The sequence below is a fragment of the Pseudomonadales bacterium genome (genome assembly GCA_041395945.1).
Taxonomy (GTDB): Bacteria; Pseudomonadota; Gammaproteobacteria; order Pseudomonadales; family Azotimanducaceae; genus SZUA-309.
The window spans coordinates 216,778-229,140 of record JAWKZN010000001.1; the positions used below are offsets into that span (position 1 = coordinate 216,778).

A 12,363-nucleotide genomic window follows, 5' to 3' on the forward strand; every position below is an offset into this window, starting at 1 on the left:
TTTTGTGCCGGGTCAGACGCTATGCTTGGCCCGGTATTTCCGTGCCCGTCACGGTCACCCGGAAACGCAAGCATGAAACTGGTGAGTCTGAACCCATGAGCAAGCCCCTGGTCCTGGTGCCCTGCGATGTGAAACCGATCCCGGGTGGCGGCCCCTTCCATTGTGTGGGTGAAAAGTACCTCGATGCCGTAGTGCACGGTGCGGACTGCATGGTCCTGCTGTTACCCGCTCTGGGTCATGGCCACGAAATGGATTCCTTCGAAGCCCACTATGACCTCGATGCACTCCTGGACATGGCCCAGGGTGTTTTCCTGCCCGGCTCTGCGAGCAACATTCACCCGGACTGGTACACGGGTCGGAAGAGTGAAATGTCCCTCGATGAACAGCGGGATACGACGGTGTTTGCGCTGATCGAAAGAGTCCTGGCAAGGAAGATGCCACTGCTGGCCGTGTGCCGCGGTCTGCAGGAACTGAATGTGGCTCTGGGCGGTACCCTGCATCCGAATGTGCAGGACGTTCCCGGCTTCATGGATCACCGGGAGGACAAAACCGCACCGCGGGAACTGCAGTACGAGCCTGCGCATCCTGTGGAACTGACCCCCGGCGGGGTGCTGGCCGGAATTCTGGGAGCCGGGCCGCTGCAGGTGAACTCACTGCACGCCCAGGGTATCGCAACTCTGGGCCGGGGGCTGGCGGTCGAGGCCAGTGCAGAAGACGGGCTGGTGGAAGCCGTTTCGCTGCCCGGGCAGTGGGTGCTCGGAGTGCAATGGCACCCCGAGTGGCGTTACGACCAGAATCCGGCTGCGGTGCGGCTGTTCGAAGCCTTTGGGAAAGCCATCCGCAAGGGCTGAGACCCCGGGCAGCGGCTACACGCCGAGTCTGTCCCGCAGTCCGTAATAGAGCGCGCCCAGCGCGGTATAAGGCGTACGGAACAGGCGTCCGCCCGGAAAGGGCAGATGACTCAGGCGGGCGAACACATCGAATCTTTCGGCCTGACCACGAATTGCCTCGCCGACCAGGCGACCGGCCAGATGGGTCGTGGTGACACCATGGCCGCTGTAACCCTGGGTGTAAAAGATGTTCGGGCGCAGACGTCCGAACTGAGGCAGGCGGCTCAAAGTCAGCAGAAAGTCGCCGCCCCAGGTGTAGTCGAACTTCACGCCGGCAAGCTGCGGGAAGGTCCTTTCCAGTCTGCCGCGGATGAAGCGCTCTATGGACGCCGGATCTCCGCCGCCGTAAGTCACACCGCCGCCGTACAGCAGCCGGTTGTCCTCGGTCATCCGGTAGTAGTCGAGCTTGTAGTTGCAGTCCTCCACACAGTGGCCGTGGGTGAGGAGTGCCCGGGCTGTCGGCTCCGGTAGTGGCTCGGTCACGGCGATCTGGGTACCGCAGGGCATGGTGGTGGAGGCCAGTTCGGGAATCAGGCCACCCATGTAAGCGTTGCCGGCCAGCAGCACATAGCGTGCGGTGACCTGACCCCGAGCGGTTTTCACCACAGCGGGGTCAGCGCGCTCCAGGCCCGTAGCTGCCGAATCTTCGAACAGTCGTCCACCAAGAGATTCGAAAGCGGCCAGTTGGCCGAGCAGCAGGTTCAAGGGGTGCAGGTGTCCGCCGCTGTGATCGAGCAGGCCGCCAGTGTAGATGTCTGACTGAATGTGTTCACGAATACCGCGGGCATCGAGCAGTTCGAGCTGGTCGTTGCCGAAACGCTCCCACAGGGCCTTCTGCTCGGCGAGACCGCGCAGCTGTTTGGCGTTCAGGGCTGCGAATATGCCGCCGGGCCGATAGGCGCACTGGATGTCGTAGCGCTCGATCCGCTCGCGAATGATGTTCGCCCCTTCGAAAGCCATGGCCCCGAAGGCCTGAGCCTCGGTCTTGCCATAGCGACGCTCGATGGTGTCGATGTCTCTGCTGTAGCTGTTCACCAGTTGACCGCCGTTGCGTCCCGACGCGCCGAATCCGGCCCGGGCCGCTTCCAGAATCACAACCTTGAATCCGGATTCCGCCAGATGCAGCGCCGCGGATACCCCGCTGAAGCCGGCACCGACGATGCAGACGTCTGCTTCGATTGCCTCGGTGAGAATCGGGCGATCGGCCGTGTCGTTACGGGTGTCGGCGTAATAGGAGGCCACGTGCGCGGTGCGTTGGCTCACTTCGTATGCATTTCCTGTGTGTGCTGCCAGGGCGGGAAGTGTCTGAATCAGTCCAGCGGTGCTGCCTGAACCAGTCCCGGCCGTTCGAGCGTGCGCTTCGCGCCGCGATCCCGCGCGTATTTGCGGGCCGGAGTATTGATGATCTCCAGCAGTTCGATACCCGCCCGACCTGCAGCCACCCGTTCTTCGCTCACCTCGCCATAGAGGGTATTGCGCTGATGGGGAGTCCTTCCGGCGCTGCGGATCAGTTCATCCATGCCTTCTGGTGAGGTCTCCTGACCATGCGTGGTGCCTGCGGCACGGCTGATGCTTTCATTCATCAGGGTTCCACCGAGATCGTTGCAGCCGGCCTGGAGAGTGGCAACGACACCCTTGTGCCCCATCTTCACCCAGCTCGACTGGATGTTGGTGATATAGGGGTGCAGCGTGAGCCGCGCCACCGAATGCATGAGCACGGCTTCGCGGAAGGTCGGACCTTTGCGTGCCTTCCCCTTGAGATACATGGGGGCTTCCATGTGCACGAAAGGCAGTGGTACGAATTCGGTGAAACCGCCCGTTTCCCGCTGCAGATCGCGGATGCGACGCAGGTGACGCGCCCAGTGCCAGGGTCGTTCGACATGGCCGTACATGATGGTGGCCGTGGTGCGGAATCCCTCGCTGTGGGATGCGCGCATCACATCGAGCCACTGCTGGGTGTTGATCTTGTCTGCGCAGATGATCTGGCGTACTTCGTCGTCAAGTATCTCGGCGGCGGTTCCCGGCAGGGTGCCGAGGCCGGCTTCCTTGAGACGTTTCAGGTAGGTGTTGAGATCCAGCCCCAGGGTGGCCGCACCCTGCCAGACTTCCAGTGGAGAAAAGGCGTGGATGTGCATGTCAGGCACGGCTTCCTTCACCGCGCGGAGAATGTCCACGTAGGTGTCGCCCGTGTAGTCCGGATGGATCCCGCCCTGCATGCAGACTTCGGTGGCGCCCCGCATCCAGCCTTCCCGGGTGCGGCGTTGAATCTCCTCATGGGAAAGATCGTAAGGTTTGCCGCGCAGATTCTCAGAGAGCTTGCCTTTGGAGAAGGCGCAGAACTGGCATTTGAAATAGCAGATGTTGGTGTAATTGATGTTGCGGTTGACCACAAAGGTCACTGTGTCGCCGTTGATCCGGGCGCGCAGCCGGTCAGCCGCCTGCACGACCGCGGAAAAATCATCGCCGCGGGCTTCGAAGAGCCGCTGAATTTCCGCATCTTCCAGTAGGGTTGCAGATTCTGCCTTCTTGAGAATTGCAGCGATGTCCTTCGATACCTGCGCGGGCATGGTGCGGATTGCGCGCAGATCGTCTGCCGGTGGTTCCATCTGCTCGCCTGGACTCCAGTCATCGGTGCGCGGATAGCCGTCCGCATCGGTGAGAGCGAGGATCTGCTCGTGCAGGCCCGCATCCGCCCAGGTGTCGAGATCCTGGGCATAGCGTGGATAGATGGTCAGGCGCTCGAGCAGATGCTTGCCGGCGCTGCGGGTCTGAGCGGCGAGATCGTCGAGGTGCGGCCAGGGCGCTTCGGGGTTCACGAAGTCCGGGGTCAGCGGCGACACACCACCCCAGTCGTTGATACCGGCGGCGATGATCCGGGGCAGCACGCCGGGGCTCAGGTTCGGCGGTGCCTGGATGCTCATATGGGGTCCGAACAGGATGCGCGCGGCCGCGATCGTCCAGAGCAGTTCGTTGAGATCGGGCTCGGGTGCACTGGCCATCTTGGTTTCCGGCTTGGCACGGAAATTCTGCACGATGATTTCCTGCACATGGCCGTATTGCGCGTGAATGTCGCGAATGGCCAGCAGGGATTCGATGCGCTCGACGCGGGTTTCGCCGATGCCGATGAGAATGCCGGTGGTGAAGGGAATTTTTGCCCTGCCGGCATCCGCCAGAGTCTGCAGCCGCACTGCAGGGACTTTGTCCGGAGAACCATAGTGCGGCATGCCTTTTTCGCACAGGCGCTCGGAAGCGGACTCCAGCATGATGCCCATCGAAGGTGACAGCGGGCGCAGGCGCATCAGTTCCTCCGGGGTCATGGTGCCCGGGTTCAGGTGCGGCAGCAGCCCGGTTTCCTCATGGACCCGTTTTGCTGCATGCAGCAGATAGTCGAGGGTGGATTCGAAGCCCATCTCAGCCAGCGCTTCCCGGGCCGCCTTGTAGCGCAGTTCCGGTTTTTCACCGAGGGTAAACAGGGCTTCCTTGCAGCCGAGCGCGGCGCCCTGGCGTGCGGTCTCGAGTACCTGCTCGATGCTCTGGTAGGGTGCCTGCACCTTGCGTGGCACCTGAGCGAAGGTGCAGTAGTGGCAGACATCCCGGCACAGATGGGTGAGGGGAATGAAGACCTTCTTCGAGTAAGTGACCAGGTTGGCGAAGCCCTGATCCCGCAGTTCGGCTGCGAGACAGGCGAGGGCGGCGGTATCACCGATCCCGGCCAATGCGAGGGCATCGGAGGCTTCCGGCAACTGGCCGTTGCGGTGCTGGCTGCGCAGTCTGTCTAGCAGCTGTGTCTGTTGTGTCACTGAACTCTCCTGGTATCCGCATCACTGAGTGTTTTACGCCTGGATGTTCCGACCCTGCTGCCGGTCAATCGTTCTGCGATTCCGGAGCGGATGAGATAGGTGCCGGCCTGGCTGTTCGGACCCTGTTCGAGCAGGCTCAGCAGGTCGGCCTCGGTATCGATGTCCAGGGTGAAGCTGGCCGGCTTGGCGATCCGGGGGGTGATGCCCCGGGCGAAGGCGGCGTCTACATGCGGCCGGAAACTGCGGCCGTCGAAAATGAAGTCGATGGCGTCCGGCGGGCTCAGCACCAGAGCGTTGGTACCGACATTTTCCGCATCGGGTATCACGGTCACCTGGCGATGCTGGTCCAGTACAGCGTCGATTTCCGATGCGTCCAGCAGGGGCATGTCGGCGGGCACGATCATGACGCCGGAAGCGCCGAAATGTTCGCGCAGATGGGCGCTGGCCTGGGTGAGCGCGCCGGGCAGGTCGGCAGTCGGGCTCTCGGTGAAGCGTTCGGTCGCAAAAGCGCGCGCCAGAGCATCGGCTTCGGTCGTCCTCGATACGATGAGAATGCCAGCCAGTCTGGTCGACTGACACAGTGCGCCCAGAACATCCCGGGCCATTGCCAGCATCAGGTCCCGGCGTTCCTCGTCATTCAGACGTGCGGCCAGCCGCTGCTTGGCCCGATCGAGGGACTTCAGGGGGACAACGGCCCAGATGCCTGTCTGGTTGATCTGTGTCACTCCGGTTACTGCTCCGGTGTCGGATCGATGGGCCCGTCTGCTCAGAGCGCCGCTATGAATTCCAGGGTGGTCCGGGCCAGAGCGTCCCGGTCCGCCAACGTTACCATGAGCGTGGCAGTGGCGACAGTTGGCACCTCGAGGTGCCCCACCAGATCAGCGTCTGCGTTGTCCACGATGAAACCATCGAGCAGATCGCCATAATGGGCTGCCACCTGGGCGGCGGTTGCTGGAAAGCCGAGTTCCTGCATCATTTTTGCGGTGGGCCCCTTGATCGCAGAGCCCGCGATAATAGGGGAAACCGCGACCACGGGTGCGGCACAATGCCGCAGCGCGTCCTTCACCCCGGGCAGGGACAGCAGAGGATCCACAGAGACGAAAGGGTTGGAGGGACAGATGATGATGCCTTTCAGGTCATCGAGCAGCGAAATCATCTGCGGATTCGCAGCCGCGCTGGCGAGCCCCTGAAACTCAAACCCGGTGACCGCAGGCGCGCAGCGATCACGGACAAAATAGTGCTGGAACGCCAGTGGCCCGTCGGTCGTGATCACACAGGTGCTGACCGGGTCGTCGGACATGGGCAATATCCTGTGCTGCACGCCGAGGGCCTGGCCGAGAATGCGGGTGGCCCGGGTGAGGGACAGGCCCGAATCGAGCAGGGCGGTGCGCCGAACGTGCAGCGCCAGATCGCGATCCCCGAGCCGGAACCAGGTTTCTCCGCCGAGTACTTCGAGGGTATCCATGAACTGCCAGGATTCGTCCTGCCGGCCCCAGCCCAGGGCGGTATTGGCAAGCCCGGCCAGGGTATAAACGAGGGTGTCGATATCCGGACTGATACGCAGCCCCAGATGCTCGAAGTCATCGCCGGTGTTGACCACAAACGCGACTTCAGCCGGTGCGAGGGTTCTGGACAGCCCAAGGGCGAGTTTGGCGCCTCCGATACCGCCGGTGATGACGAGGTAGTCGACCATCAGCGGAACAGATCTTCCTCGAGGGGGCGCACCAGGGCTTTCGACCGCTGGGACTGGTTCGGACCCGGCAACTGCCGGGGTACCCCGCGAACGATGGCGGCGGGGATTTTTTCGATGGTTTCCCCCATGACCAGCAGGGCAGCGGTGGCGATGGTGTCTGCACGGTTGATGAGGGTGACTTTCAGCTCGCGTCCGAACATGTCGTGGCCGCCACGCTGATCATCGAGCACATTGAATCCGGCGCTGCCGATGGCGATCCCCACGGTGCCGAGACGCCAGGGGCGGTTAGCGCTGTCGGTGATGATCACGCCGATATCGACGCTGCAGCGCTCTCTGATTTCCCGACACAGCCGGGCCGCGGAAGCATCCGGATCGACAGGCAGCAGCAGCGCCATTTCACCGTCGTCGTGAGCGACATTGGATTGATCGATGCCGGCGTTGGCACCCACCAGACCCAGTCTATGACGGGTTATCAGCACGCCCGGTTTCTTGCGCACCACCTCGGAAGACTCGGACAGTACCAGCTCCACCATGCGGGGGTCCTTGTCTGTCTCCCGGGCGAGCTCGATGGCTGCGGCGCTGGGGCTCACGCTTTCCAGCAGCACCAGACGGCCTTCGGATTTGGAGACGATCTTCTGCGCGATGCACAGGATGTCGCCGCTGTGCAGCGACTGACCGGATGTATTCAGTGCATCAAGAATGAGGGCGGCCAGATCGTCGCCTTCGCGAACCAGAGGGATCCCGGGAACTGGAATAACCTGTACGGTGCTCATCGGGATTTATGACCTGGTGGCTTGTGGTGGAGGTTTAATCTGCAGTTTTCTAGTGATCGGCCTGCCCCACGATCTTGATTCCCGCATGGGAGATCACTCCCTGCCGGTTGATGTGAATCAGAATTGAGGTCAGTGCTTCTGCCGCTGCGGCATTGGCGATGGGTCCCGCATGCCAGCCGGTCATTCCGGCCTGGGTGATCAGATCGATCACCGTCTGGCGCGCTTCCTTTTTGTTGCCTGCGACCAGTACATCGCATTCGATTTTTACATCCTGCTGGAGCAGATGAGCGGCGATGTTCTGAAAGGCTGACACGACCATGACCTCATCGCCGAGCAGTTCCTGGGCGCGTTTGCCGGCGGAGCCTTCGGGGGGCAGCTGCACGGTGCCCACCTTCGGCGGCACCAGGGGCACGGTCACATCGATCAGGATCTTTCCCTGCAGCCCAGCCCGAACACCTTCGAGAGTGGAGAGCTGATGCTCGGCCGGCACGGTAAGCACCACAATGTCACCTGCTGCGGCTGCAGCGGCGTTTTCCATGGGTACCGCCGGCGTGTCCGGACTGATCTTTTTCAGTTCAGCCACAGCATTGGTAGCCTTCTCGAGGGTACGGGAGCCGATCACGATGCGATGTCCGGCCCTGGACCAGCGGATGGCGAGACCTGTGCCGAGGTCGCCGGTGCCGCCGAGAATGGCGATGGTATGTTTGGAATCTGTGGTCATGGGAGGGCCGCTCTGCGTGAAAGCGGTCGATTATGCCGGCAACGGACTTGGAAGTGCCAGCGCAGCGGGGCAAGCCGCATCACGGGAGTGCCGGTATATGATCGTTCGCATCTGATCGATACGATCTCTCTCCGGGGAGGGTAGGAGTAACGGGGGGAGTAGTTATGTGGGTAGGTGGATAGGTGGATAGGTGGATTAGGTGGATAGGTGAGCAGTCCGAACAGCCCTGTGCAGCGCGCTTTCGCGGTTTTCACCGCGGTGCTGGATCGTGATGAACAGGCAGACTGGAGTGTTTTTCTCGCAGCATGCGGTGACGACCCGGAGCTGATTGAAGCGGTACGTGATCTCTATGAAAGCGATCGTGCCTTCTCCTCCCCGGTCGCTAAGAGCAGTGGAGAACGGGCGAAGTTTCTGCGTACCCGGTTCGGGTTAGGTGTGGCTCTGGACGTGTCGATGGGAATCGCGGATCGCACCGGGACCACCATTGACGGCTACGAACTGCTGGAGCGGATCGGTACAGGTGGGATGGGAGACGTTTACCGGGCGCGCAACCAGTCTGCCGGCTTCGATCATGATGTGGCGCTCAAGCTCACCCGCCCGATTGCCCTGAGTGAAGATATTCGCCAGAGGTTCGAGTCTGAGCGAGCGCTGCTGGCCCGGTTGAAGCACCCCAATATTGCCGCGCTGTATGCGGGAGGCACGACACCGGAAGGCGCACCCTATTTCGTGCTCGAGCTGGTTGACGGGCAGCCGATCGACGAGTACTGCAGATCGAAGGCGCTGTCGCTGCCGGAGGTGCTCAGACTGTTCCGCACCGTCTGTGATGCCGTTCAGTACGCGCATTCCCGGCTGATCGTCCATCGTGACATCAAGCCCGGCAACGTGCTGGTAGATGCCTCCGGCCGGATCAAACTGCTGGATTTCGGTATTGCCAAGCAGCTCACGACCGACGGCGGAAATCAGACCCGGGTGGGCCATGCAGCCTTCACTCCCGACTTTGCCAGTCCGGAACAGCTGCTGGGTGAGTCTGTCACCACTGCCAGCGATGTCTATTCTCTGGGTGTGCTGCTGTTTTCCCTTCTGACCGGCGCACCACCACACGATGTCCGTTCTGCACGACCAGCAGAAGTGGTTGAGCTGGCGACCCGTGTCACTGCACCCCGGCTCGCTCAGCGGTGGGTTGCTTCGACCGGTTCCTGGTCAGGCGCCTTTTCGGAGGATCTGGAAAGTATTCTCGCGAAAGCGCTGGAAAAGGAAGTTGCCCGCCGTTATCAGAGCGCGCATGAACTCTCAGAAGACCTCCGCCGATACCTCGAAGGCCTGCCGGTTCTTGCGAGACCGAACTCCTGGCGCTACCGGGCAGCGAAGTTCGTCAGGCGTCACCGCGTTGGTGTGTCTGCTGCGGTGGCTGTCGGGCTGGTGTTGATGGGTACAACGCTAATCGCGCTGCAGCAGCTGTCCGTGGCTCGCGTCGAGCGTGACAGAGCAGCACGGGCCAATGAGTTTCTCTTCGATGTGCTGCTGTCGCCCAGCAGTGGCGTGCAGTCTTCGATTGCAGGCGGGGTGGATCTGACCGTGATGGAACTTCTGGCGCTGCTGCCCGATGAGATTCAGTCGAGATTCGCCGACGATCCCGAAGAGCAGATGAGGATGCTCAATGCGATCGGACTGGCTCAGCTGGACAGCGGCAGATACAAGGAAGGGGAGAGGGTCGTTCGCATGGCTGAGCGGCTGGCTGAGTGCTGCATTGACGGGCTGTCTCCGTCCCGGCCCTACCTTCTGAATCTCCAGTTCGTGCTGGCACGGGAACTCGATCCCGAATCAGCTGGCGCCTATATCGAGGAAGCCGTTGCGCTGCGTGAGCAGGTCAGCGGGCTTCCCGAGTTCATCAACGTCGGAATTCTCCACAACTACGGACTGTATCTGCTGGAAGCCGGCCGGCTCGATGAAGCAGAGACCTTCATCCGTCGGGCAATCGCGGCCAACGGCAACCCGAGAAATGCCCAGCTGAAGGGGTTGCTGGCGGTGGGACTCGGTAACCTGTCCTTTGTTGCGAGAAGCAAAGGAGAGTATGTGGCGGCGCTTGACCTGGTCCGCCGGAGCATTGCCGTCTTCGAAGACCTCGGCGAGGTAACAACTCAGGAACACGTCTTCCAGTACCACAACATGAGTCAGCTTGAGTGGCGTCTCGGCAACTACGAGGCTGGCCTTGAGCACAGTCGACGCGCAGTGCTGGAACTGGACAGAATTACAGGCGGCGACCATCCCTATCTCTTTCTCATGATGAGCAACTATGCACTGCATCTGCTGGCAACGGGATTATTCGATGAGGCTCGAGAGGTCTTTGCGAAGGCTGAAGCTGCGGTTGCGTTACCAAAGGAGCACTATCTCAGACTGAATCTGTATCTGGTCGGCGGAGAACTGGCGCTTCTGTCCATGGATGCCGGGAGAGCCCGGGAGCTGTTCGAGTCCGGTATACGGCTCTATAAGTCGCACAAGAGGTTGGACGTGGAAGCACTGTCATGGCTGCTCAGCGGCAGCGGGCTCGCCGAATACCTGGCTGGTAATACGGAGCTGGCCGTGCAGAAAACCCGCAGTGCTCTCGAGCTTGTAGGCGTGGATCGAGCCCGCAATAGCCCGGCGGCGACCATTTTTGAAAAGCGGCTCAACTGTATGCAGCTGTCACTGCCGAAAGCGACCTGCATGGTGCAGGGAGTGCGCCGGATCGGCGAAGCAGATGTTCCATCAGGCATTGAGCGCGCGCAGCAGCTTGCCGAGTTGAATGAACGAGAGATTGAAACTTGAGGGGAACAGGAGAATACACATGACAGCCATACGTACGATCGAACAACTGCGACAGGTTGTGGGTGAACCGCATCCGGAACTCGGTGAAAAGAACATCGACCGGATCGACGGCTACGCTCGAGCGTTTATCGAGCGCAGTCCATTTCTGGTACTGTCAACGGCGGACGCACAGGGTCGGATAGATGCATCGCCCAAGGGTGATCTGCCCGGATTCGTCACCGTGGTGGATGAGAAAACCCTCCTGATTCCCGATCGTCCGGGAAACAAGCTCGCCTACGGACATCTCAACATTCTGGAGAATCCGCACGTGGGCATTCTCTTCGTCATACCGAAAACCTCGGAAACACTGCGGATCAACGGTACCGCCGAACTTTCTGCAGACGGGCCACTGCTAGACTCCCTCGCAGCCCGAGGCAGGCCGGCAGTTATCGCCATTCGGGTCACAGTACAGGAGTGTTTCTTTCACTGCGGGAAAGCCTTCATAAGATCCGGTCTCTGGGACGTGGACAGCTGGGGAGAAAGACATCGGGTGTCTTTTGGCGAGATGTATGCGGCGCGTAAAGGGAAGACAGCAGAGACGGCACGCGCCATCGATGAGAGCATCGAGAGCGATTATCAGCGCAATCTCTGAGCATTGATGTTGTACGTTGTGCGACCCGGGATGTGCCGCGGGAGCTTGTTCAATCTGACTTGCCTCGAGTGAACACGTAACATGCTGTGCTGTTCGGAGCAGACTAACCAGGGAGTTGAACCATGAAAATCGGTGTGATGATCGGCGCGGACGGTCCGGGTGCGACCATCGATGACGTGATCGGAATCGCTCAGCGTGCCGAAGCCGCCGGCCTCGACAGTGTCTGGATGGCGAATATCTTCAGCTTCGATGCCATTTCCACGCTGGCGCTGGTTGGTCGTGAAACCAGACGGATTGCGCTGGGTACTGCAGTAACCCCGACCTACCCCCGGCATCCGACAGCCATCGCACAGCAGGCGCTCACTACGGCGGCCGCAAGCGGCAACCGCTTTACTCTGGGTATCGGGCTGTCGCACCAGCTGGTGATCGAGAACATGCTGGGCATGAGTTACGAGAAACCCGCGCGGCATATGCGTGAATACTTAAGTGTGCTGATGCCGCTAGCGCACAGAGAGACAGTGACTTTTCACGGTGAGCAGTACCGGGTCACCGGTGTCACATTGGATGTCCCCGGCGCGGATCGACTGCCGGTAGTGGTTGCCGCCCTGGGACCGGCGATGCTGAAGCTTGCGGGTGAACTGGCGGATGGCACCAATACCTGGATGGTGGGGCCGAAGACCATGGCAGCGCACATCATCCCGAAGCTGAAGGAAGGCGCTGCCGCTGCGGGTCGCAAAGATTCGAGGGTGGTCGGTGGTTATCCGGTGATCCTGACGACCAAACCGGATGCTGCAAGGGAAAAAATCGCCCAGGGACTGACGATCTACGGACAGCTGCCCAGCTACCGGGCCATGCTGGATCGGGAAGGGGTCAAAGGTCCTGCCGACATCGCCATCGCCGGTGATGAGAATGCGCTGCGCGGTGAGATCCGCCGGCTCGAAGAACTGGGTGTGACGGATTTCAACGCGGCCATCATGGATGTCGAAGAGGGCGCTTACGCACGAACCCTGGAATTTCTCTCCAGCCTCAAGGGCTGATGTTGTGCAACGA

Annotated in this window: 10 protein-coding genes; 4 read left to right on the forward strand and 6 right to left on the reverse strand. The window is 61.2% G+C overall.

Going from position 1 to position 12,363, the window contains the following annotated elements:
* The first annotated feature begins 95 nt into the window (after positions 1–95).
* Positions 96–851, forward strand: a complete 756-nt coding sequence (locus R3E82_01050) for a gamma-glutamyl-gamma-aminobutyrate hydrolase family protein (GenBank protein ID MEZ5549454.1) — start codon at positions 96–98, stop codon at positions 849–851.
* Between the two features lie 15 nt (positions 852–866).
* On the opposite strand, the gene R3E82_01055 is transcribed toward R3E82_01050, so the two are convergent.
* Genes R3E82_01055 through npdG form a run of 6 tightly spaced genes read right to left on the reverse strand, consistent with a single transcriptional unit; the run spans position 867 to position 7,877 of the window.
* A complete protein-coding gene (locus R3E82_01055) occupies positions 867–2,153 on the reverse strand; it encodes an FAD-binding oxidoreductase (GenBank protein MEZ5549455.1) in 1,287 nt (428 codons plus the stop codon).
* A 47-nt stretch (positions 2,154–2,200) separates the two neighbouring features.
* Positions 2,201–4,690 (reverse strand): 5-amino-6-(D-ribitylamino)uracil--L-tyrosine 4-hydroxyphenyl transferase CofH, encoded by a 2,490-nt coding sequence (gene cofH / locus R3E82_01060; GenBank protein ID MEZ5549456.1) that lies wholly within the window; start codon positions 4,688–4,690, stop codon positions 2,201–2,203.
* Complete coding sequence (cofC, locus tag R3E82_01065; protein MEZ5549457.1) at positions 4,687–5,415, reverse strand: 2-phospho-L-lactate guanylyltransferase; 729 nt, start codon at positions 5,413–5,415, stop codon at positions 4,687–4,689. The genes cofH and cofC overlap by 4 nt, the downstream gene beginning before the upstream one ends.
* Positions 5,416–5,456: 41 nt before the next feature.
* On the reverse strand, positions 5,457–6,383 hold the full coding sequence (gene cofD, locus R3E82_01070) for a 2-phospho-L-lactate transferase (GenBank protein ID MEZ5549458.1): 927 nt from the start codon (positions 6,381–6,383) through the stop codon (positions 5,457–5,459).
* Complete coding sequence (gene cofE, locus R3E82_01075) at positions 6,383–7,156, reverse strand: coenzyme F420-0:L-glutamate ligase (GenBank protein ID MEZ5549459.1); 774 nt, start codon at positions 7,154–7,156, stop codon at positions 6,383–6,385. Before cofE ends, cofD begins: the two co-directional genes overlap by 1 nt.
* A gap of 49 nt (positions 7,157–7,205) precedes the next feature.
* A complete protein-coding gene (npdG, locus tag R3E82_01080; protein ID MEZ5549460.1) occupies positions 7,206–7,877 on the reverse strand; it encodes an NADPH-dependent F420 reductase in 672 nt (223 codons plus the stop codon).
* A 207-nt stretch (positions 7,878–8,084) separates the two neighbouring features.
* On the opposite strand from npdG, the gene R3E82_01085 reads away from it, so the two are divergent.
* The 3 genes from R3E82_01085 to R3E82_01095 all read left to right on the forward strand — a co-directional run bounded on the left by R3E82_01085 (position 8,085) and on the right by R3E82_01095 (position 12,350).
* Entirely contained in the window at positions 8,085–10,682 is a 2,598-nt protein-coding gene (locus R3E82_01085; GenBank protein ID MEZ5549461.1) for a serine/threonine-protein kinase, read from the forward strand.
* A gap of 19 nt (positions 10,683–10,701) precedes the next feature.
* Positions 10,702–11,313, forward strand: a complete 612-nt coding sequence (locus tag R3E82_01090; protein ID MEZ5549462.1) for a pyridoxamine 5'-phosphate oxidase family protein — start codon at positions 10,702–10,704, stop codon at positions 11,311–11,313.
* A 122-nt stretch (positions 11,314–11,435) separates the two neighbouring features.
* Positions 11,436–12,350 (forward strand): TIGR03564 family F420-dependent LLM class oxidoreductase, encoded by a 915-nt coding sequence (locus R3E82_01095; GenBank protein MEZ5549463.1) that lies wholly within the window; start codon positions 11,436–11,438, stop codon positions 12,348–12,350.
* Positions 12,351–12,363 lie beyond the last annotated feature (13 nt).

What these genes read in the sequence shown, in the direction of transcription:
- R3E82_01050 (MEZ5549454.1), top strand. Translation starts at nt 96, where the DNA reads ATGAGCAAGCCCCTGGTCCTGGTGCCCTGCGATGTGAAACCGATCCCG.
- cofD (MEZ5549458.1), bottom strand. Translation starts at nt 6,383, where the DNA reads ATGGTCGACTACCTCGTCATCACCGGCGGTATCGGAGGCGCCAAACTC.
- cofE (MEZ5549459.1), bottom strand. Translation starts at nt 7,156, where the DNA reads ATGAGCACCGTACAGGTTATTCCAGTTCCCGGGATCCCTCTGGTTCGC.
- npdG (MEZ5549460.1), bottom strand. Translation starts at nt 7,877, where the DNA reads ATGACCACAGATTCCAAACATACCATCGCCATTCTCGGCGGCACCGGC.
- R3E82_01090 (MEZ5549462.1), top strand. Translation starts at nt 10,702, where the DNA reads ATGACAGCCATACGTACGATCGAACAACTGCGACAGGTTGTGGGTGAA.
- R3E82_01095 (MEZ5549463.1), top strand. Translation starts at nt 11,436, where the DNA reads ATGAAAATCGGTGTGATGATCGGCGCGGACGGTCCGGGTGCGACCATC.